This window comes from Nocardioides pollutisoli (assembly GCF_040045055.1).
GTDB classification, from domain to species: Bacteria; Actinomycetota; Actinomycetes; order Propionibacteriales; family Nocardioidaceae; genus Nocardioides; species Nocardioides tweenelious.
On the sequence record NZ_JBDZDU010000001.1, the window covers coordinates 43,181 to 67,032 of the forward strand.

A 23,852-nucleotide genomic window follows, 5' to 3' on the forward strand; every position below is an offset into this window, starting at 1 on the left:
TCGAGCCTAGTCAGACGATGATCTGCGAGCCCATGATCACGGTGCGGTCACGCGGCAGGTTGAAGTAGTCGGCAGCGTCCGCGGTGATGCTCGACGTGGCCACGAAGAGCTGCTTGCGCCACTGCGGCATGCCGGGACCGTCGCCGACCCGGAGCTCGATGGTCGACAGGAAGTACGACGTGTCCTCCGGCTCCGACGTGAGCTCCGGGCTGGAGCGCTTGGCCAGCTCCAGCAGCGCCGGGACGTCGGGTGTCTCCATGTAGCCGCACCGCGCGTTGACGTGCACGATCCCGTCGTCGGAGTGACCGAGGTTGTCCACCTCGATCCGGTCCTCCTCCTCGACGATCGGCACCGGCATGGTCTCGATCGACAGGATGACGACGTGCTCGTGCAGGGTCCGGTTGTGCTCGACGTTGGCCCGCATCGCGAGCGGCGTCGTGTCCTTGCCGCGGTTGAGGAAGACCGCCGTCCCGGGCGAGCGCGAGAGCGGAGGCTGGGCCGCGTAGAGGTCCTCGACGAAATCCCGCAGTGACCCCTCGTCCGCCTCGCGCTGACGGGTCACCAGCGCGCGCCCGCGCTGCCAGGTGGTGAGCACCGTGAACGTGAAGACGGCGATCAGCAGGGGCAGCCAGGCCCCGTGCGGGATCTTGGTGACGTTGGCGGCCAGGAAGAGCAGCTCGACGCTCAGGAAGAAGGCGGCGCCGACCACGACCAGCCACAACGGCGTGCCCCACCGGGACCGGACGAGGTAGAAGAACAGGATCGTCGTGATCGTGATCGTCCCCGTGACCGTCATGCCGTAGGCGTAGGCGAGCGCCGCCGAGCTCTCGAACGCGAAGACCAGCGCGAGCACCGAGATCATCAGAACCCAGTTGATCCAGGGGACGTAGATCTGCCCCTGCGTCTCGGCCGAGGTGTGGGAGATTCGCAGGCGCGGCAGGTAGCCGAGCTGGACGGCCTGACGGGCGACCGAGAACGCTCCGGTGATCACGGCCTGGGCGGCGATGACGGTCGCGGCGGTCGCCAGCACGACCATCGGCACCAGGAGGTGGTCGGGCACCAGCAGGAAGAACGGGCTCGCGATCGCGTGCTGCGGGTCGTCGATGATCAACGCCCCCTGCCCCAGGTAGCTCAGGATGCAGGCCGGGAACACCAGCCCGAGCCAGGCCCGGGCGATCGGGCTGCGCCCGAAGTGGCCGAGGTCGGCGTACAACGCCTCGGCGCCGGTGACGGCCAGGACGACCGCGGCCAGCGCGAAGAACGCGGTCGTGAAGTCCCCGACGAGGAAGCTGACGGCGTGGGTCGGCGACAGCGCCTCCAGCACGCGCGGCTCGCGGACGATCCCGCCGATGCCGCAGGCCCCGATGGCGGTGAACCAGACGATCATCACCGGGCCGAAGAGCCGGCCGACGCGTTCGGTGCCGAACCGCTGGGTCGCGAAGAGCAGGACGATGATGACCGCGGTGATCGGCACGACGTACGGCGAGAACGACGGCTCGACGAGCTTGATCCCCTCGACGGCCGAGAGCACCGAGATCGCCGGGGTGATGATGCTGTCGCCGAAGAAGAGGGACGCCCCGAAGATCCCGAGCCCCGCCAGGATCGCCTTCGTCCGCGCGGAGCCGCCGACGGCACGTCGCTTGATCAGGGTGATCAGCGAGAGGACCCCGCCCTCCCCGTCGTTGTCCGCGCGCAGGACGAGCAGGATGTACTTGATCGTCACGATGATCGTCACCGACCAGAAGATCAGCGACACGATGCCGTAGACGTGGTCGGCGACGGCGTCCACCGGGTGCGGGTCGTCGGGGTTGAAGACCGTCTGGATCGTGTAGATCGGGCTGGTGCCGATGTCGCCGAAGACGACGCCGAGCGCTGCCACCGTCAGGGCCGCGCGGGCGGGGCTGTGGGTGCGGTCGTTCTGGCCGGTCATGCGTCTCCTCGATCTGTGCCGGCGACTGCTGGCAGGGCGACTGTACGGAACGCCGTACCCGCCCCTCAGCGGCGGTAGACGCTGACGAGCACGCCGTACGACGCCTCCCGCTCCCCCGCCGGCTCCAGCTCGACGGTCACCCGGTCGAGGTGCTCGGCCAGGGCCTTCGCCTGGCGCCGGGTGAGCCGGATCGTGCGGTAGTTGAGCAGCGGGTCCGGGTCGGCCTCGAGCTCCTCGGCGACGACGGCGAACATCGCGTGCCGCGCCTCGCGGACCTCCCCCGCCAGCTTCAGCTTGCGGGAGGTCGCGACGTAGTACTGCTCGGTGCCGCCGCGGACGGTGCGGGTGCGGCTGGGAGCCAGCAGACCCGCCGCCACCAGGACCTTCACGTGGTGGGCGACGTTGCCCTTGTTGGTCGCGAGCCGGTTGGTCAGCTGGCTGACCGTGGCACCGTCCGGTCCGACCTCGCGCCAGATCCGGACCCGCATCGGGTGGGAGAAGGCCTGCAGCTGGGCCGGGCTGGCGATCTGTGTCGGGTCGGTCACCCATCAAGCGTCAAGAGCAATAGACGCTTTGTCAACGGTCGCGCGACGCTGCTCCGCATGATCACCGCACTCATCCAGGACCTGGTCCGCACCCACTACGTCTTCCCCGACGTCGCCGAGCAGGTCGCCGGTCTGCTCGACGGCGTGACGCCCACGGGCGACGACGCGGCGGACGCCGCCGCCCTCACCGCCCCCCTCCAGTCGGTCAACGGCGACCGGCACCTGCGCGTGCAGCACTACCCCGAGGGTGTGCCGCCCGACCAGGACGAGGAGGAGGTGCTCGCCTGGCTCGCCGAGATGGCGCGCACCGAGGGTCCCGGCATCACCGACGTACGACGCCTCGAGGGCAACACCGGCCTGGTCGTGGTCGGTCCGGTCGTCCTGTCGCCCGAGCACGTCGGGCCGGCCGCGGCCGCGGCGTTCACCCTGCTGGCCGGCGTCGAGCGCCTCGTCCTCGACCTGCGCGGCTGCCGCGGCGGCGTCCCGGAGTCGGTCGCGCTGCTGGTCAGCCACTTCACCGGCGACGAGCCCGTGCACCTGCAGGACCTCGTCCACCGAGACGGCAGGGTGGTGGTCTCGTCGACCACACCGTCGGTGTCGCCGAAGGTCCCGGCCGACGTGCCGGTCGTCGTCCTCACCAGCGCGCAGACCTTCAGCGGCGGCGAGGAGCTGGCCTACGACCTGCAGGCACTGGGTCGAGCGCGGGTGATCGGTGAGACCACGCGTGGCGGCGCCCACCCGCGCGAGGCCTACGACCTCACGCCCCACCTCCAGCTGCACGTGCCGATCGCCCGCTCCGTCAACGCGGTGACCGGGACCAACTGGGAGGGCGTCGGCGTCGTGCCCGACGTCGCCTGCCCCGCGGAGGAGGCGCTCAGCAGAGCCGTTGGTGCCAGCTGACGGCGCTGGCGTCGGTGAGGGACGAGACCTGGTCGAGGACGACCCGCAGACGGGCCCGGTCGTCCGGGGCGGACGCCCAGTCGTCCGCGAACGGCCGGTCCAGTGCGTCAGGCCCACGCACGACCAGGACCTCCACCAGCTCGCCCAGCAGCTCGCGCTGCCGCTCCATCAGCGCGACCCGGTCGTCGGCGCGCATCACGTAGTGGGCGGCGACGCCCTTGAGCACCGCCATCTCCAGACGGGACTGCTCCGGGACGACCAGGTCGGCGGCGTACCGCACGAAGGGGCCGTCGCTGGCCGCGAAGGTGGCGTGCTGGACCGACCCGCAGAAACGCCCGATCAGGTCGCTGGTGAGGTTCTTGAGGGCGGCCAGCGACCGTCGGCTCGCGTCGTACGGCCCGGTCGGCCAGCTGCCCACCTCGCGCAGTCCGGCCAGCGTCGCGTCGAGGACGTCGTCGGTCGCGGTCGGGAGGTACCAGTCGCGGACCGCCTGCCAGACCGCGGCGGTGTCGAGCTCGGTGAGCTCGACCCGTCCCGCGACCACACCGTCCTCGATGTCGTGGACGGAGTAGGCGACGTCGTCGGCGAGGTCCATCACCTGCGCCTCGAGGCACCGGCGGACGCCGACGGCGCCCGTGCGCATCCAGTCGAAGACCGGGAGGTCGTCGTCGTAGACACCGAACTTGCCGTCGGTGCCGGCGTCGGTGACCCGCCAGGGGTACTTCGTGCAGGCGTCGAGGGTCGCGCGGGTCAGGTTGAGCCCGGCCCCGTCGGTCTTGGCCTCCAGCCGGGTGAGCAGGCGCAGGGTCTGGGCGTTGCCCTCGAAGCCACCGCAGGACTCCCCCATCTCGGCCAGCACGCGCTCGCCGTTGTGGCCGAACGGCGGGTGCCCGAGGTCGTGCGCGAGCGCGGCCGTCTCCGCGATGTCGGGCTGGCTGCCGAGCGCGCGGGACAGGTCGCGGGCGACCTGGGCCACCTCGAGGCTGTGGGTGAGCCGGTTGCGGACGAAGTCGTCGCTCTGCGGCCCGACCACCTGGGTCTTCGCCGCCAGCCGGCGCGACGCGGCCGCGTGCACCACCCGGGCGCGGTCGCGCTCGAACGCGGTGCGGATGGGCGCGTCCACCCGCTTGGGCGGCTCCTCGACGAGTCGCTCACGCGCGGCGTCGTCGTACAGGTCGTGGTCGGTCATCGCAGGCCGAGCCTAGAGGGCAGTTCGACCCCGGTCGGCGTCAGTAGGTGGAGACGTGCACGTGGTCGTAGTGGTTGGCCGTCGCCGAGCCACGTGACGGGAAGGTCCGCCAGCCCTCGCTGGCGCGGACCGGGGTCCAGATCTGCTGGCGCCACAGGATGTCGTAGAGGTGCAGCTCCGAGGAGTGCGACTGCAGGAACGCCGCGATCGCGTTGCCGAGCGCCACGTCGCTGGTCATGATGTCGAGCGCGCGGCCCGAGGAGTGCTCGCCGTGGGCGTCCCAGCCGCCGTACGACGTGATCTGCGGGAAGGCGTGGCAGACCGAGCGGTAGACGTAGACGGCGTTGGAGGTCAGGCCGTTCTCGACCGACGGGTCGGGGCAGGGGGCCATCGACAGGCCGGCCGCTGCTGCCACGGGCTTGTCGTCGGAGAGGTAGCCCGCGGTCACCCACCGGGCGGCGCCGTCGACCACGACCTCGACCCGGTCGTCCGCCGCACGGCCGGTCACCAGGACCTGCTTGCCGGCCGCGATCTCGCCGTCCTGGGTCGCGTCCTCACCCGAGTCGGTCCAGAGGTTGAGGTCCGTGGTGGTCCACATCTTCGTGTGGGCCGAGGCGACGGCGGCCTTGGTCGCCTTCGTGGCCGCGCGCACCTGGATGCGGTCCACCGCCTTGTTCAGCTCCACCGGGTTGAGCCGGGAGTCGGAGCGGGAGACCGCGGGGCCTGCTGCGGCACGCGCAGCGACCGTGCCGACGTCTGCCGAGTCCTGCGCGAGCAGGGTGCCCGAGCCGGCCGGGTGGGAGGCGAGGATGCCGAGGGTCACCGCTGAGGCCGTCGCCACCAGGGCGATCGGACCGGCCACGTAAGAGGCGCGGGGCGTGCGGCGGGCATTGGTGTCCCGCTTGTGGCGATGCTCTGCCACAGCGCTGATCCTTTGCTGTTGCGGTCAGGACTGCGTCACCGAGCAACCCCCGAGAAAGGTCACGAATCGGCAACGACGGACCGCAGTCAATCACACGAATTGTCGACCGGAGGAATCGACATTGCGCTGTCGGGGGTGTTCCCCGTCACCCGCCGGTGGTCTCGTTCGCATCCTCGTGGACGTAGCAGCCGCTGCCGTCGGCGTCGTCGAGCCACCCCTCGGGGAGCACGACACGATCGCGCGGCGAGCCCTGGCGACCGCGCGGGGTGCCGAGCTCTCCGACCGGGAAGGCCTCGGTCGGGTCCAGCTCGGCGAGCAGGCGGTCGAGGTCGGCGAGGGTGTTGACCAGGCCCAGCGAGCGGCGCATCTCGCCGCCGGCCGCGAAGCCCTTGAGGTACCACGCGACGTGCTTGCGGAACTCCTTGCAGCCCCGCTCCTCCCCCATGTGCTGACAGAGGAGCTCGGCGTGGCGGCGCATCATCGCCGTCACCTCACCGAGGTTCGGCAGGGTCGCGACCTGCTCACCGGCGAAGGCCGCAGCCAGGTCGCGGAAGATCCACGGACGGCCCAGGCAGCCGCGCCCGACCACGACCCCGGCGGCACCGGTCTGCTCGACCATCCGGACCGCGTCGGCGGCCTCCCAGATGTCGCCGTTGCCGAGCACCGGGATGTCGACGTGGTCGACGAGCGCGGCGATCGCCTCCCAGTCGGCCTGCCCCGAGTAGGCCTGCGCGACCGTGCGCCCGTGCAGTGCGATGGCGGCGACGCCGCTCTCCTGCGCGATCCGGCCGGCGTCGAGGTAGGTCAGGTGGTTGTCGTCGATGCCCTTGCGGGTCTTCATCGTCACCGGCACGTCGTACGGCGTGGCCGCGGCGACCGCGTGCTCGAGGATCTCGGCGAGCAGCCCGCGCTTCCACGGCAGCGCACCGCCGCCGCCCTTGCGGGTCACCTTGGGGACCGGGCAGCCGAAGTTGAGGTCGATGTGCGCGACGCCGTACTCCGCGCAGAGGATCTCGGCCGCCTTGCCGACGTAGACCGGGTCGGTGCCGTAGAGCTGGACCGAGCGCGTGGTCTCCAGCTCGTCGAAGACCAGCATGTCCTTGGTGTGCTCGTCGCCCTCGACCAGCCCGCGGCTGGTGATCATCTCGCAGACGTAGAGCCCGGCCCCCTGCTCGGCGCAGAGCCGGCGGTACGCCGCGTTGGTGATGCCCGCCATCGGCGCGAGCACCACGGGGGTGTCCACGCGCACGGACCCGAGGGTCAGCGAGGTCGGCAGGGGCATGGCTCCATTGTCCGACCCGACGGGTGAGCGACCCAAATCCGACTCCGGTGGTTGAGGAGGGACGACGTCCCGTCCCGAAACCCCGGCACCGGACGTACTGCCTTCGCTGCGGGGGTTTCGAGACGGTTGCTAGCGCAACCTCCTCAACCACCGGAGCGTCAGTTCTTGCCCTTGCCCTTGCCGTTCTTCTTGCCCTTGCCGGGCTTGTCCGACTTCTCGGACTTCGGCGGCTTGGCCTTCGAGACCTCGCCGGTCCAGGTGATCGGGTTGAAGGACTCGTCCGGGCGGAAGCTGACGGCGTCGAGGGTGCCGTGGTCGGGCAGCAGGTAGACCAGGCAGGCGTCGACGCTCTTGCCGGAGGGGAACTTGTCCGGGAACGGTGTGCTCGGGCAGGGCTCGAAGGAGCTGGCGAACGGCGTCGACTCGACGAGGACGTTCTGGTCGTTGACCACGTAGAGCGGGATCCGGCGACCGCCGAGGTCCGTGTCGCCGACGTTCTCGACGGTGACGTCGACGAAGTACGGCGTCGACTTCTTCTGCTCGTCGCTGAGCTGCCAGGCAGCGAAGGAGTCCTTGATCGACGTCTTCTGCAGCTTGGTCACCGTGATGTCGAGCGCGCCGACCTGGTCCTGGCGCGGCTCGTAGGCGACGACCGCGGAGTCACCGACCTCGAGATGGGTGCCGGGCGGGGTCAGGGACACCCCGTCGGGCACCGGGAGGTACGGCGAGGCACTCGCCGAGCCGCTCGTGCTGGGCGTGCCGTCGGAACCACCGGCCGAGTCGCTGCCGGAGCACCCGGCCAGCCCGCCGGCGACGAGGACGACGCCGGTGGCCAGCCCGAGAAGACGCGAGTTCATGCCTGCAGTGTGCATCGGCATCCGGCTCAGCAGCCGATGAAACGCTCGGCGAAGTAGGCCGTGATCCGGTCGAGCGACACCCGCTCCTGCTCCATGGTGTCGCGCTCGCGCACGGTCACCGCCAGGTCGTCGAGGGTCTCGAAGTCGACCGTGACGCAGTACGGCGTACCGATCTCGTCCTGGCGGCGGTAGCGGCGACCGATCGCGCCGGAGTCGTCGAAGTCGACGTTCCAGCCGGCCTTCCGCAGCTCCATGGACAGGTCCTTGGCCTTCGGCGAGAGGTCGGCGTTGCGCGACAGCGGCAGCACCGCGACCTTCACCGGCGCGAGGCGCGGGTCGAGCTTGAGCACGACCCGCTTGTCGACGCCGCCCTTGGTGTTGGGCGCCTCGTCCTCGGTGTAGGCGTCGACCAGGAAGGTCATCAGGCTGCGCGAGAGACCGGCCGCCGGCTCGATGACGTAGGGCAGGTAGCGCTCGTTGTTGGCCTGGTCGAAGTAGGACAGGTCCTGGCCGGAGTGCTTGGAGTGCGTGGCCAGGTCGAAGTCGGTGCGGTTGGCGATGCCCTCGAGCTCGCCCCACTCGGAGCCGGCGAACTTGAAGCGGTACTCGATGTCGACGGTGCGCTTGGAGTAGTGGCTGAGCTTCTCCTGCGCGTGCTCGTAGTGACGCAGGTTGTCGGGGTCGATCCCGAGGTCGACGTACCAGGCCGTCCGCTGGTCGATCCAGTACTGGTGCCACTCCTCGTCCTCACCCGGCTTGACGAAGAACTCCATCTCCATCTGCTCGAACTCGCGGGTGCGGAAGATGAAGTTGCCGGGGGTGATCTCGTTGCGGAAGCTCTTGCCGATCTGGGCGATGCCGAACGGCGGCTTCTGGCGGCTCGAGGTCACCACGTTGGCGAAGTTGATGAAGATGCCCTGGGCGGTCTCGGGCCGCAGGTAGGCCAGGCCGTTCTCGTCCTCGGTCACACCGAGGTAGGTCTTGAGCAGGCCGGAGAACTGGCGCGGCTCGGTCCAGGCGCCGCGGGTGCCGCAGTTGGGGCACGCGACCGTGGAGAGGTCGACGTCGTCGGGGTTGTCGAGCCCCTTCTTCTCCGCGACCTCCTCCTGGAGGTGGTCGTAGCGGTAGCGCTTGTGGCAGGACTGGCACTCGGTCAGCGGGTCGCTGAAGGTCTCGACGTGGCCACTGGCCTCCCAGACCTGGCGCGGCAGGATGATGCTCGAGTCGAGGCCGACCATGTCGTCACGCATGGTGACCATGGACTTCCACCACTGACGCTTGATGTTCTCCTTGAGCTCCACGCCGAGCGGGCCGTAGTCCCACGCGGAGCGGGTACCGCCGTAGATCTCGCCGCACGGGTAGACGAAACCGCGGCGCTTGGCCAGGGAGACGACGTGGTCGACGGTGGACGGGGGCGGCTTGGCCACGGTGGAGCTCCTGCTGGTTCGGCCGGCTGGCTGCCGGTCTGGCGAATCGTGCGAGCGTTCAGCCTAACGACCGTGACGAGCCGATATTGAGGGTGGTGCCCGGCTCGGCGGCCTCGTAGGCCGACGGCTCCTCGATCGCGCGGCTCAGGACGGGGACCGCGCGGAGCTTCACGTCGTACGACGAGAGGGCGCGGCGGTAGCTCCCGACGTTCTCCCACCGGGTGGTGAGCACCCACAGCTCGGGGTCGTCGACGTTGCGGCCGATCTCGCCTCCGACGTACCCCACGCACGCGGCGAGCGCCTGTCGCGCGGTGTCGAGGTCGACCCGGAAGCCCTCACCCTCGGCGAGCGGCACCCGGAACCTGTTCACGACCAGCACGACTCGAGAGTAGTGGACAGTGAGTTGACAATCGTTCTCAACTAGTCTGAGAATGATTCTCATGAAGGCGCTGCTCGCACTCCTGCTCCCCGTCACCCTGGCCACCGCAGGGTGCTCGGCCTTCACCGACGACACCGTCGGGCTGGACAACGGGGTGCAGGTCGCCGCCGCGTTCTACCCGCTGCAGTACGTCGCCGACCGGGTCGCCGGCGGGCACGCCCAGGTCGAGAACCTGACCGCCCCCGGCAGAGAGCCGCACGACCTGGAGCCCACCGTGGCCGAGACCGCACAGATCGCCCAGGCCGACCTGGTGCTGTACGAACGCGGCTTCCAGCCCTCCGTCGACGACGCCGTCGACGAGAACGCCGCCGGTGACGTGCTCGACGTGGCGAGCATCGTCCACCTGGTGCCGTTCCGCGAGCACGGCGTCGACTCCGACGAGGACGACCCGCACTTCTGGCAGGACCCCCTGCTGCTCGCCTCGGTCGCCGACGCGGTGGCCGACCAGCTCTCGAAGGTCGACCCCGACCACGCGGACGACTACGCCGCCAACGCGGCCGACCTGCGCAGCGACCTCGAGGCGCTCGACCACGAGTACTCCACTGGCCTGGCGCACTGCCAGCGGGACACGATCGTGGTGAGCCACGACGCGTTCGGCTACCTGCAGCGCTACGGCCTGACCATGGAGGCGATCCTCGGCCTCTCCCCCGACTCCGAACCCAGCCCGGCCGACCTGGCCCGGCTGCAGGACCTGATCCGGAAGGACGGCGTCACCACGGTCTTCTCCGAGACCCTCGCGAGTCCCAAGACCGCGGACTCGCTCGCCGACGACATGGGCGTGCAGAGCAAGGTGCTCGACCCGATCGAGGGCCTCAGCGACGAGACGGCGGACCAGGACTACCTTTCCCTCATGCGTTCCAACCTCGCCGCCCTCGAGGAGGCGAACGGCTGTTGAGCGCCTCGCCCGAGACCGTCATCGAGCTGGAGCAGGCCGCGGTCGCGATCGCCGGCCGGCCGATCCTGCGCGGCATCGACCTGTCCGTCCATGCCGGCGAGTTCGTCGCACTGATGGGCGCCAACGGGTCCGGCAAGTCGACGCTCGTGCGGGCGTTGACCGGGCTGCGGCCGCTCGCGACCGGCTCGCTGCGCCTCTTCGGGACGCCCCTCGACGACTTCAAGGACTGGCAGCGGATCGGCTTCGTGCCGCAGCGCGGCGGTGCCGGCTCCGGCGTACCCGCCTCGGTGTGGGAGGTCGTCGCCTCCGGCCGGCTCACCCACCGCAAGCTGCTGCGCCCTCTCGGCCGTCGCGACCGCGCCGCGATCAGCGAGGCGCTCGACGTCGTCGGCCTCGCCGACCGGGCCCGCGACGGGGTCTCGAACCTGTCCGGCGGTCAGCAGCAGCGGGTGCTCATCGCCCGCGCGCTGGCCGGCGAGCCGGAGCTCTTCTTCCTCGACGAGCCGACCGCCGGGGTCGACCTGCCCAACCAGCACGTGCTCGCCGACACCCTCGAGACCCTCTCGCAGCGCGGCTCCACGATCGTGCTCGTCGCCCACGAGCTCGGCCCGATGGCCACGCTCATCGACCGCGCGGTCGTGATGCGCGACGGCAGGGTCGCCTACGACGGCCCACCGCTGGCCAGCGAGCAGGTGGCCACGGCGCACCTCGACGGCCACCACCACCATCACGCGGAGCCCGAGCGTCACGACCACGCACCCCACATCGGGTCTCCGATCGAGAGGGACCACCGATGAGCGACTACCTCGACCTGCTCGGTCTGCCCTTCATGCAGCGGGCGATCCTGGCCGCGGTCTTCACCGGCTTCGCGGCACCCGCGGTCGGGACCTACCTGGTGCAGCGACGGCTCGCCCTGATGGGCGACGGCATCGGTCACGTCGCCGTCACCGGTGTCGCGCTCGGCCTGCTCACGGGCCTGTCCCCCACGTGGACCGCGGTCGGCGTGGCGGTGATCGGCGCCGTCGTGATCGAGGTCATCCGCGAGCGCGGCCACGCGAACGGCGACGTCGCGCTCGCGCTGCTCTTCTACGGCGGCCTCGCCGGCGGCGTGCTCATCACCGGTCTCGCCGGGCAGAGCGGCGCGCGGCTGCAGCAGTACCTCTTCGGCTCGATCACGACCATCTCGGCCAGCGACGTGGTGGTGACCATGGTGCTCGCGGCCGTCGTCGTGGTCGTCTGCCTCGGGCTCGCCCCGCAGCTGTTCGCGGTGGCGCAGGACCAGGAGTTCGCGCGGGTGGCCGGTCTCAACATCCGGGTCTACAACCTGCTCGTCGCGGTCCTCGCCGCGGTCAGCGTGACCGTCGCGATGCGGACCGTCGGCCTGCTGCTGGTCTCGGCCCTGATGGTGGTGCCGGTGGCGACCGCCCAGCAGGTGAGCCGGACCTTCCGCTCGACGCTGGCGGCGGCGATGGTGCTCGGCACGCTGGCCTCGGTCGGCGGGCTCCTGCTGTCGGCGGCTGCCCCGGCCGGCACGCGCGTGGCGCCAGGCCCCACGATCGTGCTGCTCGCGCTCGCGGGCTTCGTCGCGGCGTGGCCGGTCGGCGTCTGGCTGCGGTCCCGCCGCCGGCTGCGACAGCCGTTCCCGGTCGTCGAGGCGGCCGTGCACGCCACCATCGAGGAGCACCCGCACGAGCACGGTGACGAGTGCGGGCACGTCGCCGTACCGCACGGCGACCACGTCGACTACGTCCATGGCGGCCACCGCCACGCGCCCCACGGGAAGCACTATGACGAGCACTGACCAGCCACCCCCGTCCGCACCAGCGCTGCGGCCGACCAAGCAGCGCAAGGCCGTCACCGAGGCGATGGGGTCGTTCACCGACTTCCGCTCGGCCCAGGAGATCCACGAGCTGCTCGGTGAGCGCGGCGAGGCCGTCGGTCTGGCGACGGTCTACCGCACCCTCCAACGGCTCGCCGAGGCCGGTGACGTCGACGTGCTCCGCACCGAGGACGGCGAGGCGATCTACCGCCGCTGCTCCGACAGCCATCACCACCACCTCGTCTGCCGTGAGTGCGGTGCGACCGTGGAGGTCGAGGGACCGACCGTCGAGCGGTGGACCCGCAGCATCGCCGCCGAGCACGGCTACGCCGACGTCAGCCACACCCTGGAGATCTTCGGGACCTGCCCGAGCTGCAGCTAGGGGCGGAGCGGGAGGCAGACGCGGAAGACGCTGCCCTGGCCGATCTCGCTCTCGACCTCGATCACGCCTCCGTGGCTCTCGACGATGTCCTTGGTGATGCTGAGCCCGAGACCGGCTCCGGAGACCGCGCGGCGTTCTGCGTCGGACGTGCGGAAGAAGCGGGTGAAGAGCTGTTCACGGTCGCGCGGCGAGATGCCGATGCCGCTGTCGACGACCTCGAGCTCGACCCGCTCCTCGTCCACGGCCAGCCGGACCTGCACCAAGCCGCCGGACTCGGTGTACTTGATGGCGTTGGACACCAGGTTGTCGACCACCTGCGCCATCCGCTGCGGATCGAGGCTCATCGTCAGGGTCTCGGGCGACGTCAGCTCGAGCTCGATGCCGGCGTCCGCGGCGGCCGGTCGGGCGGCCTCGACCGACTCCTGGACGATCGAGGCGAGGTCGCTCGGCGCCAGGTTGATCGGCATCGGTGCGCCGTCGCGCTGGGCGGTGTCGAGGAGGTCGGCGATCAACCGGCGCAGGCGCTCGGCGTTGCGCTGCACGACGGCGAGCTGGTCGACAGCGTGCGGTGGCAGCTCCGGGTCCTCCTCGAGCAGCTGGACGTAGCCGACGATCGAGGTCAGCGGCGTACGCAGCTCGTGGGAGACCAGGGCGATGAACTCGTCCTTCACCCGGAGCGCACGCATGAAGTCGGTGACGTCGGTGTAGCCGAGTGCAGCTCCCGCGAACTCACCTCGGTCGGTCCGCACGGTCCGCGCCGACACCGAGAGGGCGCGCCTGTCCTCGGGGTCGACCCCGATCCACATCCGGAGGTCGTCGAACTCCTCGCCCTGGCTGGCCCGGTAGGTCGGCATCTGCTCGCGGACCAGCGGGGTGCGGCCGTCGACGTCGAAGACCGCGCCGAGCTGGCCGGCTCGGCCACCGTGACCGTCGGGGAAGCCGAGCTCCATGAACTGGGCGTGGCGGCGGTTCATGCCGGCGTACTTCCCGGTGCTGTCGAGCAGGACGAGCCCGACGTCGACCGTGTCGAAGATCGCCTGGGACACCCGGCGCTGGTGCTCGATGGTGTCCAGGGCGCTGGCCAGCTCACCGTGGTGGGCCCGGGCCTGGTCCATGCCCGCCGCGATCGAGAGCGACGCGACGACGGCGACCACCGGGATGAGCAAGGTGCGGGAGAGCAGGACCGGGTCGGCGCCGTTGTAGATCAACCCGGGCACCACGATCAGCGCGAGGCAGCCGATCCCGGTCACCACCGCACCGGTCCGGCCCCACCGTCGCCCGAGCCACAGCGCCGGGATCACGACCAGCAGGCCGTTGCCGCCCTCAGGAGTGAGCCGGGTGACGCCGATGACGGCCAGGTCGATCAGCGGCAGCATCATCGGCGCCGACGGGCTCAACCGGTCCCACGGGGCGAGGACCCCCAGCAACAACGCGGCGATCGCCAGGAACAGACCGACCGCCGGCCACGACGTCCACGCGAACCGGAAGCCGAAGGTGATCCGCAGGCCGACGTCGAGCGCGTAGAGCGCCGTGAAGCCGATCTGGAACCCGCGAGGATCGGCCATCGACAGCACCCAGCGGTGCCAGCGGTAGTTCGCCTGCTCAGAACCGAGCGCCGTCACTCGTCCTCCTTGGTTGCCGGGACGAACTCTGCCAGCAGTCCCCGCTCGTGGGGCAGACCCCCGCCGTACGCGTCGGAAGTTGGCGTGGGTGGCGGCTCGGTGGTTGAGGAGGTCGCTCCGAGCCTGTCTCGAAACCCCCGCAGGACTGCCCTCGGCCTTCAGGCCGGCGGTGGTTGCGGTCGCGGATGACGAGGAACGTGGTCACCGTCCGCGGTGGTTGCGGTGGCGATTTCCAGTCGCTGGCCGGCTTGCGGGTGCGCTCGGGTCGACCGTCGTGGTTGCGGTCGAAAAGGATGAGTCCGGCGGTTGAGGAAGGCGCTCTGCGACCGCACTCGAAACCCCCGCAGCCTGCGGGCCGCCTGTAGTTGCAGACCGACATGGCATTTACGGGGTACGGCGCGCTCGGGTACACGTCGCCTTCCGGCCTTCTGGTCGCGTGATCGGTGGTTGAGGAGGTCGCTCTGCGCCTGTCTCGAAACCCCCGCAGGACTGACGTCGGCCTTCAGGTCCACGGTGGTTGCGGTCGCGGATGACGAGGAACGTGGTCACCGTTCGCGGTGGTTGCGGTGGCGACTTCCAGTCGCTGGCCGGCCTGCGGGTGCGCTCGGGTCAACCGTCGTGGTTGCGGTCGTAAAGGACGAGTCCGGTGGTTGAGGAAGGCGCTCTGCGCCTGTCTCGAAACCCCCGCAGCCAACAGGTGACGACGACCGAAAAGAACTTCTGGAAAGTGTCCATATCCCGGTCAAACACAGGGTTCTGGGCACCTGACTGTCGGTGGTCAGTGCTTGGGTTGAACCATGACCACGACAGCAGACCTCGACTCCCCGGCCGGGGTGCTCGACGCTGTCCGCGACCGGACTGCCGACCTGATTCAGGTCGAGATTGACCGTTTCCGGCTCGCGGTGGAGTGGGCGGTGATGCACCCCGCCGAGTCCGTGCTGCACGCGGCGATGGTCGACGGGACCGAGGACGAGCTCGCGATCGCCGGACCCGGCGCACCCCTGGTCGCTGAGTTCTGCGTGGCCGAGCTCGCGCTGGCATTGGGGATGTCGACCGACGCGGGGAAGCGGTACCTCGGTGATGCCGTGGAGACCCGCTACCGGTTGCCGAAGCTCTGGTCGCGGGTCATGCGCGGTGAGGTGCCGGTGTGGAAGGCCCGCCAGGTCGCCACGAGGACCATCGGGCTGTCCGAGGACGCGGCTGGGTTCGTCGACACCCACGTCGCACCCGTCGCGCACCGGTGCTCGTACGCCCAGATCGACCGGGCAGTCGACCACGCCCGCGACCTCTACGACCCCGACGAGGCCGAAGCCAGAAGGGCAGAACAGACAGAGCACAGGAACGTCACCGTCCGGCTAGGTGACGTCACCACCGACGGGCTCGTCTACATCGAAGCCACCACCGACCTCGCCGACGCCCTCGCGTTCGAGGCCCAGCTGTCCACGAAGGCCCACGACCTCCTCGAACACCACCCGCACCTGCCGCTCGACGTACGCCGCTCCATGGCCCTGGGCCACCTCGGGGACGCGAGCTCACGTGAGCTGGTGATCCACACCCACCACGACACCTCGAGCACCGACGGCCTCGTCCGGGTCGACAACACGAAGTCCTGGATCACCGTCGAACAGCTCGGCGAGTGGTGCCAGCAGGAGCACACCCGCGTCACGATCCGCCCGGTGTTGGATCTCAACGAGCACCTGCACACCGACAGGTACGAACCCACCGACAGGCTGCGCGAGCAGGTGATCCAGACCCACCCCACCTGCGTCTTCCCACGCTGCGAACGACCATCCAGACGCTGCGACCTCGACCACATCACCGAATGGCCCGAAGGCGCCACCGACTCCCTGAACCTGGCCCCGCTCTGCCGAGGCCACCACCGCCTCAAGACCCACGGAGGCTGGACCTACACCAGGACCGGCCACCGGACCTTCGACTGGACCAGCCCTCACGGCATCACCTACCGAAGAACCTGACGCCCCACACCCCGCCGCCGGCGGGGCCGTTGGCATGCACTGACTCTCGATCGTGCTACCACGGTGACGGCGCGAGGATCTGAGGGTTCAGCCCAGGTCGAGGTTGGGGACCGCTCCCCCGTAGCGCCGGTCCCGGCTCGCGTAGAGCTCGATGGCGTGCCACAGGTGGCGTCGGTCGACGTCGGGCCACAGCACGTCCGTGAAGACCAGCTCGGAGTACGCCGCCTGCCAGAGCATGAAGTTCGAGAGACGCTGCTCCCCCGACGTGCGCCAGATCAGGTCCGCGTCGGACTGCTGCGGCACGTAGAGGTGCTTGGCGAAGGTCTTCTCGTCGACCTTCTCGGGATCGAGCCGCCCCGCGGCGACCTCGCGCGCGATGCTCCGAGCGGTGTCGGCGAGCTCGGCGCGACCGCCGTAGTTGACGCACATCGTCAGGGTGAGCACGTCGTTCTTCTTCGTCAGCTCCTCGGCGACCTGGAGCTCCCGGATCACGGACTTCCACAACCGCGGGGCGCGACCGGCCCAGCGGACGCGTACGCCGAGCTCGTGCATCTCGTCGCGGCGACGGCGGATCACGTCGCGGTTGAAGCCCATCAGGAACTTCACCTCGTCGGGCGAGCGGGACCAGTTCTCGGTCGAGAAGGCGTACGCCGAGACCGCCTTGACCCCGATCTCGATCGCACCCTCGACCACGTCGAAGAGGGAGCTCTCGCCCTGCTCGTGACCCTTGGTCCGCGGTAGCCCGCGCTGCTTGGCCCAGCGGCCGTTGCCGTCCATGACGATGGCGACGTGCTTCGGGACCAGGTCCTTCGGGATCGCCGGTGGACGGGCGCCGGACGGGTGCGGGGTCGGCGGGCGGACGCTGCGCTTCACGGCTGCAGCCTAGTGTCGCCGCCCGGCCGGGGAGTCAGCGCTCGACGTACGCCATCGACTTGAGGCCGCGCTCGAGGTGCCACGCGAGGTAGGCCGCGACCAGGGTGCTGGCCTCCTTGAGGTGGCGCGGGTGCGCCGCGTCGACGATCGGCCAGTCGCCGGTGAGGAGGGCGGCGAGCAGGGCGACGGTCTCGGGCGCCGGGCTCGCCGAGCCGGGGACCCGGCAGGTCACGCAGAGGACGCCGCCCATCGACGGGTTGAACCAGCGGTGCGGGCCCTCCTCGCCGCAGCGGGCGCAGTGCTCGAACGACGGGGCGTAGCCGGCGACGGACAGCGAGCGGAGCAGGTAGGAGTCGAGCACCTGGCCGGGTGCGTGCTCACCGGCCGCCATCGCGCGCAGTCCGCCGACCAGCAGCAGGAACTGCTGCAGCGAGGGCTGCTTCTCCTCGGCGACCAGCCGGTCGGCCGTCTCGAGCATCACCGTGCCGGCGGTGTAGCGGTCGTAGTCGAGCCCGAGCGGGTTCGCGGTCAGCGTCTCGGCCTGGGTGATCGTGTCGAGGCTGCGACCCTCGGCGAGCTGGAGGTCGACGTGCGTGAACGGCTCGAGCCGCGAGCCGAACTTCGACGACGTCCGGCGTACGCCCTTCGCGACCGCGCGGACCCGCCCGTGGTGGCGGGTCAGCAGGGTGATGATGCGGTCGGCCTCCCCCAGCTTGTGGGTGCGCAGCACGATCGCCTCGTCGCGATAGAGAGGCACCCGGCCATTCTGCCGGGTCAGGGTCAAGAAGTACGGCGCCCGCGGCGGGGTGTCTTCCAGGCCTTCGTCGCCAGCTCGACGGCTGCGTGGTCGAGTCGCTCCGGGCGGAAGCGCCACTCGAGCACCGACCCGGCGCGGACCAGCGTCGCCTGCGGCAGCTCGCCCGCGAGCATCTCGGCGTCGGCGAGGGAGTGCAGCGGGTCCATCGGGTGGCCGACCACCAGCGCCGGGACGGAGATCCGCCGGCGCTCGAGGGACGACGGCGCGGCCCGGCCGAAGAAGAGTCCGTGCACGAGCGCGGCCATGGAGTCGGCGCGCTGGTCGCACGCGTCGAGAGCGACGCCGGCCCAGAAGGGCACGATGCCTCGCGGCACGGGCCGGGTCAGGCGCCGGAGCGCGGTCACCGTGAGCGGGAGGAACCGGGCAGCCAGCAGCAGCGGGCCGAACGACAGGATCCCTGCCTCGACGCCGTTGTCGAGGATCGGCGCCTCGAGGATCAGGCCGCGCACCCGGCTCGGGGCGATCGCCGCTGTCTCGAGCGCCACGTTGGCACCGAGCGAGGAGCCGCCGACCACGGCCTGCGGGCTGCCCACGTGGTCGAGCAGGGCGACGACCTGCTCGGCGAATGCGGTGACGGAGTAAGCCTGGGGGTCGGCCGGCCGATCAGACCTACCGTGACCCAGCGGATCGAGCGTGAGGACGTGCATGCCCGCCGCAGCGAGGGTGCGCGCCAACGGCTGCTGCATCCGACGGGGCAGGAACTCGCCGGGCACGAGCACCACCCAGGCGTCGCCTGCGCCGTACTCGGTGTACTCGAGCCGGTCCCGTCCAGCGGTGGTCTCGACGAAGAACTGCCCGATCCGTTCCGACACCAACATGCGGTCAAGCCTAGGGTGCTCACATGTCGAACTCCGGTCGCCGGCCCGTGAGTCGCCTCGGGGCGCTCCTGCTGCTGGTCGCGGTGTTCGCAGCGGGGCTCCTGGCGGTCTTCACGAAACCCTCTGATGCGCCGGCCGCGACGTGGTGGCCCGCTGCAGGGATCGCGGTCGCGCTCCTCGGGATGAGCCAGCGCCGCTGGTGGTGGTGGCAGGTGCCGGCTCTGGTCGCCGTCACGGGAGCGGCGAACTACCTGGGCGGACGCCCGCTCGACCTGTCGCTCTGGTTCGGCGTCGCCAACGCGACCGAGGCCGTGGTGGTCGCGGCCTTCCTGCTGCGAGGCCGGTCGCGACTGGCCGAGCTCAGCACGCTCGACGTGCTCCCCCGGCTGGCGGCCGGCGCGGTGCTGGGCGGCATCACCTTCGCGACCCTGGCCGCGGCCGGGGTCGCGACGCTCGCCGACGCGTCCTACCTGACGACCTGGCGGCTGCTGTCGATCTCGCACGCCGCCTCCACGATCGTCATCCTGCCGCTCGCGATGGCGCCACCCAGCCACCTCGTCCGGAGGGCGGCCTGGGAGTTCCCGCTGCAGGTCGTGGCGCTCGGCGTCGCGACGCTGGCCGTCTTCTGGCCGGGACAGACGCTCTCGCTCGAGTTCCTGCCGCTCGCGCTGCTCCTCTGGGCGGCGCTCCGCTTCGGGGTGCGGGTCGTCGCCTGGGAGATGCTCTGCTTCGCCGCCGTCGTCACGACCATGAGCACGCTGAAGCACGGGCCGTTCGGGTTCGACGTCGCCCGGGGCGACCTGTCGTCGATCGCGGTGGGCGCTGTCGTCCAGGCCTACGTCCTGGTCGCGGCGGTGATGACGCTGCCGCTGGCGATCGGCTTCGAGCAGAGCCGCAGCAGCGAGCGGCTCTTCCGCCGCAACTTCACGGAGTCCGTCGCCGGCATGCTCCTGATGCGCAGCGGCCCCGAGCTGGCCTTCGAGATCACCGACATCAACGACGCTGCGGCCGCCCTCCTGGGCGATGCCACCACCACCGTGGGGCGGGGCCTGGGCGACGTGCTCGACACCGCCGAGCCCCTGGAGCTCATCGCCCACCGGATGGTGGCGGGGAACCTCGAGGGATGGAAGTCCCAGTGCGGCGTGCGGGGGCGCCCGGGATCGCGCGTCGACCTGGCGGTCTCGCTGCTCAACACCGAGCCGGAGCCCATGTTCGCCGCGCAGCTCCTCGACGTGTCCGCCGCGTACGACGCCCAGCGGCAGCTCGAGGCGGCCGAGAAGCTCACCAGCGCGACGCTCGACACGACCGCCGCGATGATCATCGTCACCGACCTGGCAGGGGTGGTCGCGCGCATCAACGGAGCGGTGACGCTGCTCACCGGCTTCAGCGAGCAGGAGCTGGTCGGCACCGAGATCTGGGACGTCCCGTTCGCGCCACCGGGTGCGATCGGCTATCCCGCCGGCCTGCCCGCGACCGCCACCGAGCAGGTCAGCCGCGAGACCGACCTGGTGACCAAGGCCGGCGAGCGCCGCCGGATCCGCTGGAACACGGGCTACGTCCTCGACGACCGGCACCGCCCGACGTACACCGTCCTCACCGGCATCGACCTGACCGCCGAGCGGACCGCCGCGGGCGTCAACCGGCACCTGCTCGAGGCGGCGATCACGACTGCGCTGATCGGCATCGACCCGCACGGCCTGATCACCGTCTTCAACGCGGGTGCGGTCAACCTGCTCGGCTTCGACGCCCAGGACACCGTCGGGACGCCGTTCGTGGACCTGATCGACCCCGAGCAGCTGAGCCAGCGCTCCCTCGGCTTCAGCGGCGAGGACGCCTTCATGCAGCTCGTCGGCGGGATCAAGGGCGGTGGCGAGACCGCCCCGCGCGACTGGACCTGGATCGGTGCGGACGGGCGCCGCCACACGGTGTCGATGACGCTGAGCATCGCCTCCGACACGTTCGCCGCCCGCTCGGGCTACCTCTGCGTCGGCCGGGACGTCACGGAGTCCCGCGTGAGCCAGGAGATGCTGATCGCAGCCCTCGAGAAGGAGCGGCTCGCCGTCCAGCGAATGCGCGAGCTGGACGCCGCGAAGGACGAGTTCGTCTCGACGGTCAGCCACGAGCTGCGTACGCCGGTCAGCAGCATCGTCGGCTACACGGAGATCCTCGAGGACGGGTCCGTCGTGGCCCCGGCGCCCGAGCAGCTGCCGCTGCTGGCGAGCATCGCTCGCAACGGGCAGCGGCTGATCATGATCTGCGACGACCTCCTCACGCTGAGCGGGATCGACTCCGGCGCGACCCGCTGGGAGCGCGACATCATCGACCTCACCCAGATCCTGGCCGGCGCGGAGGACTCGGTCCGTGCCCACGTGGTCGGCCGCGACCTCCAGGTCGTCTACTCCGCGACCGACGACCCGGTGCTGGTCGTCGGTGACCGCGTGCAGCTCGAGCGGGTGGTGACCAACCTGCTGAGCAACGCGATCAAGTTCACCCCGGACGGTGGCCGGATCGAGGTCAGCGTGCTGGTCGTCGACGGCGAGGCGTCGCTCAGCGTCAGCGACTCGGGGATCGGCATCCCCGAGGACGAGCAGGCCAACCTGTTCCAGCGGTTCTTCCGCTCGTCGTCCGCTCAGGAGCGGGCGATCCAGGGCACCGGGCTCGGCCTGTCGATCGTGGCTGCGGTCGTGGCGGCCCACGGTGGGCGGATCGACGTCGAGTCCGCCCACCTCGAGGGCACCACGATCACCGTCAGGTTGCCGCTGGCGCGCGGTTGACCGCGCTGATCACGGCCTTGAGCGAGGCCGTCACGATGTTGGCGTCGACGCCGACACCCCAGTAGATCCGGTCGCGCACCGAGCACTCGACGTACGCCGCCGCGAGCGCGTCACCACCGGCGGTGAGGGCGTGCTCGGCGTAGTCGAGGATCCGGACGTCGAAGTCGTGCGGGAGCCCGTTGATCGCCTCGCAGAACGCCGAGAGCGGTCCGTTGCCCTCACCGTGGAGGGACGTGATCTCGCCGTCGACGTAGACGTTGACGTCGAGCGCGTCCTTCTCCCCCGCGGCCGAGGACGTGTGCACGGAGTTGAGCTTGAGCGGGGTCTCGCGGTCGAGGTACTCGTCGCGGAAGACGGTCCAGATCGCCTCGGGCGTCATCTCGCCGCCCTCGGCGTCGGTGTGCTCCTGGATGACCCGGCTGAACTCGATCTGCGCACGGCGCGGCAGGTCGAGCTTGTGCTCGGCCTTGAGGATGTAGGCGACTCCACCCTTGCCGGACTGGCTGTTGACGCGGATCACGGCCTCGTAGGTGCGGCCGACGTCCTTCGGGTCGATCGGGAGGTACGGCGCCTCCCACGGCAGCTCGCCGACCGGGACGCCCTGCTCGGCGGCCTGGCGGTCCAGGTCCTCGAGGCCCTTCTTGATGGCGTCCTGGTGGGAGCCGGAGAACGCCGTGTAGACGAGGTCGCCGGCGTAGGGGTGCCGCGGGTGGACGGGCAGCTGGGTGCAGTACTCGACCGTGCGACGGACCTCGTCGATGTCCGAGACGTCGACCATCGGGTCGATGCCCTGGCTGAAGAGGTTCATCGCGAGGGTCACCAGGTCGACGTTGCCGGTGCGCTCGCCGTGGCCGAAGAGACAGCCCTCGACCCGGTCGGCGCCGGCCATCATCGCGAGCTCGGTCGCGGCGACCGCCGTGCCCCGGTCGTTGTGGGGGTGGAGGCTGATCACGGTGTTCGCGCGCCGGGTGAGCTGGCGGCCGAACCACTCGATCTGGTCGGCGTACACGTTGGGCGTCGCGGACTCGACGGTCGCGGGCAGGTTGAGGATGATCTCGCGGCCGTCCTCGGGCTGCCACACGTCGGAGACCGCCTCGCAGACCTCGAGCGAGAACGGCAGCTCGGTGCTGGTGAAGATCTCCGGGCTGTACTCGTAGCCGATCACCGTCATGTCGAGGTGGGCCTCGCCGTGCTTCATGACGAGCTCGGTGCCGCGGGTCGCGATGTCCTTGATCTCGTCCTTGCCGGCGTGGAAGACGACGCGGCGGAAGAGCGGGGCGAGCGCGTTGTAGAGGTGGATGTTGGCCCGGGGTACGCCGACCAGCGACTGCACGCTGCGCTCGATCAGGTCCTCGCGGGCCTGGGTCAGGACCGAGATCGTGACGTCGTCGGGGATGTGGTCGCCCTCGATGAGCTGACGCACGAACGAGAAGTCGGTCTCGCTGGCCGACGGGAAGCCGACCTCGATCTCCTTGTAGCCCATCTTCACGAGGAGCTCGAACATCTTCATCTTGCGCGCCGGGCTCATCGGGTCGATGAGCGCCTGGTTGCCGTCGCGGAGATCGGTCGAGAGCCACCGCGGCGCCTCGGTGATCACCTTCGACGGCCACGTGCGGTCGGGCAGATCGATCGGCGGGAAGGGGCGGTAGCGCTGGAACGGCATGCCGCTGGACTTCTGCTGGGGAATCATGGGGTCCTCGCTTCGCAGTGCTTGCTAGCAGTGGGCGGGGCCGGCGCACGCACTCACTCCGCAGCGAGGGGGTCCGGCTCTGGCTCAGACCTCGCTGCGGCAGCGAAGGAGGAGGCTGCGCATCATGATGTCGCCACCATAGCGGACTGCCGTTACGGTCGGGAGCCATGTCCCGGCTGCTGATCGTCCACCACTCCCCGACGCCGACGGTGCGGTCCCTGACGGACGCGGTGGTGGCCGGCGCGCACGACGACGCGATCAAGGGCGTGGAGGTCGTGGTCCGCGAGGCGTTGGAGGCCACGGCCGACGACGTACTCGCCGCCGACGGCTACCTGCTCGGGACGACCGCGAACTTCGGCTACATGTCGGGAGCGCTCAAGCACTTCTTCGACACGATCTTCCTCGAGGCGGGCGGCGCGCTCAGCGACGACGGATCGGCCGGGGCGACGGGCAGTGGGAAGAAGCCCTTCGGGCTCTGGGTGCACGGGCGCTACGACACGACCGGCGCGGTGCGGTCGGTGCTGTCGATCGTGGGGGCGCTGCCGTGGTCGCAGGCGGCCGACGTCCTCGAGGTGATGGGCGACGTCGACGACGACGAGCGCGCGGCGGCGTACGAGCTCGGCGGCACGCTCGCCGCATTGCTGAGCTGAGCCCGACCGACACAGGTACGATCCGGCAGGTCCAGCCCGAGGAGA

21 protein-coding genes are annotated in these 23,852 nt (G+C 70.5%); 8 read left to right on the top strand and 13 right to left on the bottom strand.

Annotation, left to right across the window (positions count from 1 at the left end):
- Positions 1-10: 10 nt before the first annotated feature.
- The gene (locus tag ABLE68_RS00185) at positions 11-1,930 is read right to left on the bottom strand and encodes a potassium transporter Kup (protein ID WP_348869040.1); all 1,920 of its coding nucleotides are present in this window, start codon (positions 1,928-1,930) and stop codon (positions 11-13) included.
- A gap of 65 nt (positions 1,931-1,995) precedes the next feature.
- Entirely contained in the window at positions 1,996-2,475 is a 480-nt protein-coding gene (locus ABLE68_RS00190) for a helix-turn-helix domain-containing protein (RefSeq protein WP_348869041.1), read from the bottom strand.
- Between the two features lie 57 nt (positions 2,476-2,532).
- Between ABLE68_RS00190 and ABLE68_RS00195 the strand changes: the two genes are divergently transcribed.
- The gene (locus tag ABLE68_RS00195; protein WP_348869042.1) at positions 2,533-3,375 is read left to right on the top strand and encodes a S41 family peptidase; all 843 of its coding nucleotides are present in this window, start codon (positions 2,533-2,535) and stop codon (positions 3,373-3,375) included.
- Here ABLE68_RS00195 and ABLE68_RS00200 read toward each other — a convergent pair.
- From ABLE68_RS00200 to ABLE68_RS00225, 6 genes are all read right to left on the bottom strand, one after another.
- A complete protein-coding gene (locus tag ABLE68_RS00200; RefSeq protein ID WP_348869043.1) occupies positions 3,350-4,564 on the bottom strand; it encodes a deoxyguanosinetriphosphate triphosphohydrolase in 1,215 nt (404 codons plus the stop codon). The two genes, ABLE68_RS00195 and ABLE68_RS00200, sit on opposite strands and share 26 nt — an antisense overlap.
- Before the next feature lie 40 nt (positions 4,565-4,604).
- Complete coding sequence (locus tag ABLE68_RS00205; RefSeq protein ID WP_348869044.1) at positions 4,605-5,486, bottom strand: VldE C-terminal domain-containing protein; 882 nt, start codon at positions 5,484-5,486, stop codon at positions 4,605-4,607.
- Between the two features lie 145 nt (positions 5,487-5,631).
- Complete coding sequence (gene dusB, locus ABLE68_RS00210; protein WP_348869045.1) at positions 5,632-6,768, bottom strand: tRNA dihydrouridine synthase DusB; 1,137 nt, start codon at positions 6,766-6,768, stop codon at positions 5,632-5,634.
- Between the two features lie 158 nt (positions 6,769-6,926).
- Positions 6,927-7,625, bottom strand: coding sequence for a hypothetical protein (locus ABLE68_RS00215; protein ID WP_348869046.1), 699 nt, complete (start codon positions 7,623-7,625; stop codon positions 6,927-6,929).
- Positions 7,626-7,651: 26 nt separating this feature from the next.
- Positions 7,652-9,052: a glycine--tRNA ligase gene (locus tag ABLE68_RS00220; protein WP_348869047.1), complete on the bottom strand. Its 1,401-nt coding sequence runs from the start codon at positions 9,050-9,052 to the stop codon at positions 7,652-7,654.
- A gap of 58 nt (positions 9,053-9,110) precedes the next feature.
- A complete protein-coding gene (locus ABLE68_RS00225) occupies positions 9,111-9,431 on the bottom strand; it encodes an antibiotic biosynthesis monooxygenase family protein (protein WP_348869048.1) in 321 nt (106 codons plus the stop codon).
- Positions 9,432-9,492: 61 nt separating this feature from the next.
- On the opposite strand from ABLE68_RS00225, the gene ABLE68_RS00230 reads away from it, so the two are divergent.
- From ABLE68_RS00230 to ABLE68_RS00245, 4 genes are read left to right on the top strand one after another with little or no spacing between them, the layout of a single operon-like run.
- Positions 9,493-10,386: a metal ABC transporter substrate-binding protein gene (locus tag ABLE68_RS00230; RefSeq protein WP_348869049.1), complete on the top strand. Its 894-nt coding sequence runs from the start codon at positions 9,493-9,495 to the stop codon at positions 10,384-10,386.
- Positions 10,383-11,183 carry a metal ABC transporter ATP-binding protein gene (locus tag ABLE68_RS00235; protein WP_348869050.1) on the top strand — a complete coding sequence of 267 codons (801 nt, stop codon included), beginning with the start codon at positions 10,383-10,385 and terminating at the stop codon, positions 11,181-11,183. The genes ABLE68_RS00230 and ABLE68_RS00235 overlap by 4 nt, the downstream gene beginning before the upstream one ends.
- Positions 11,180-12,187 carry a metal ABC transporter permease gene (locus tag ABLE68_RS00240; RefSeq protein ID WP_348869051.1) on the top strand — a complete coding sequence of 336 codons (1,008 nt, stop codon included), beginning with the start codon at positions 11,180-11,182 and terminating at the stop codon, positions 12,185-12,187. Before ABLE68_RS00235 ends, ABLE68_RS00240 begins: the two co-directional genes overlap by 4 nt.
- A complete protein-coding gene (locus ABLE68_RS00245) occupies positions 12,174-12,587 on the top strand; it encodes a Fur family transcriptional regulator (protein ID WP_348869052.1) in 414 nt (137 codons plus the stop codon). Before ABLE68_RS00240 ends, ABLE68_RS00245 begins: the two co-directional genes overlap by 14 nt.
- Here ABLE68_RS00245 and ABLE68_RS00250 read toward each other — a convergent pair.
- Entirely contained in the window at positions 12,584-14,209 is a 1,626-nt protein-coding gene (locus ABLE68_RS00250) for a sensor histidine kinase (protein WP_348869053.1), read from the bottom strand. The genes ABLE68_RS00245 and ABLE68_RS00250 overlap by 4 nt on opposite strands.
- Positions 14,210-15,006: 797 nt before the next feature.
- On the opposite strand from ABLE68_RS00250, the gene ABLE68_RS00255 reads away from it, so the two are divergent.
- Entirely contained in the window at positions 15,007-16,185 is a 1,179-nt protein-coding gene (locus tag ABLE68_RS00255; protein ID WP_348869054.1) for an HNH endonuclease signature motif containing protein, read from the top strand.
- An 87-nt stretch (positions 16,186-16,272) separates the two neighbouring features.
- Here ABLE68_RS00255 and ABLE68_RS00260 read toward each other — a convergent pair whose 3' ends face one another.
- Genes ABLE68_RS00260 through ABLE68_RS00270 form a run of 3 tightly spaced genes read right to left on the bottom strand, consistent with a single transcriptional unit; the run spans position 16,273 to position 18,693 of the window.
- Positions 16,273-17,058, bottom strand: coding sequence for an isoprenyl transferase (locus ABLE68_RS00260; RefSeq protein ID WP_348869055.1), 786 nt, complete (start codon positions 17,056-17,058; stop codon positions 16,273-16,275).
- Positions 17,059-17,092: 34 nt separating this feature from the next.
- Positions 17,093-17,815, bottom strand: coding sequence for a DNA repair protein RecO (gene recO, locus ABLE68_RS00265; protein WP_348869056.1), 723 nt, complete (start codon positions 17,813-17,815; stop codon positions 17,093-17,095).
- A 23-nt stretch (positions 17,816-17,838) separates the two neighbouring features.
- Positions 17,839-18,693, bottom strand: coding sequence for an alpha/beta fold hydrolase (locus tag ABLE68_RS00270; RefSeq protein ID WP_348869057.1), 855 nt, complete (start codon positions 18,691-18,693; stop codon positions 17,839-17,841).
- Positions 18,694-18,716: 23 nt separating this feature from the next.
- Between ABLE68_RS00270 and ABLE68_RS00275 the strand changes: the two genes are divergently transcribed.
- Positions 18,717-21,467 (top strand): ATP-binding protein, encoded by a 2,751-nt coding sequence (locus tag ABLE68_RS00275; RefSeq protein WP_348869058.1) that lies wholly within the window; start codon positions 18,717-18,719, stop codon positions 21,465-21,467.
- On the opposite strand, the gene leuA is transcribed toward ABLE68_RS00275, so the two are convergent.
- Entirely contained in the window at positions 21,442-23,157 is a 1,716-nt protein-coding gene (leuA, locus tag ABLE68_RS00280) for a 2-isopropylmalate synthase (protein ID WP_348869059.1), read from the bottom strand. The genes ABLE68_RS00275 and leuA overlap by 26 nt on opposite strands.
- Positions 23,158-23,324: 167 nt before the next feature.
- Here leuA and ABLE68_RS00285 point away from each other — a divergent pair, with 167 nt between their 5' ends.
- Positions 23,325-23,807: a flavodoxin family protein gene (locus ABLE68_RS00285; RefSeq protein WP_348869060.1), complete on the top strand. Its 483-nt coding sequence runs from the start codon at positions 23,325-23,327 to the stop codon at positions 23,805-23,807.
- Positions 23,808-23,852: the final 45 nt, after the last annotated feature.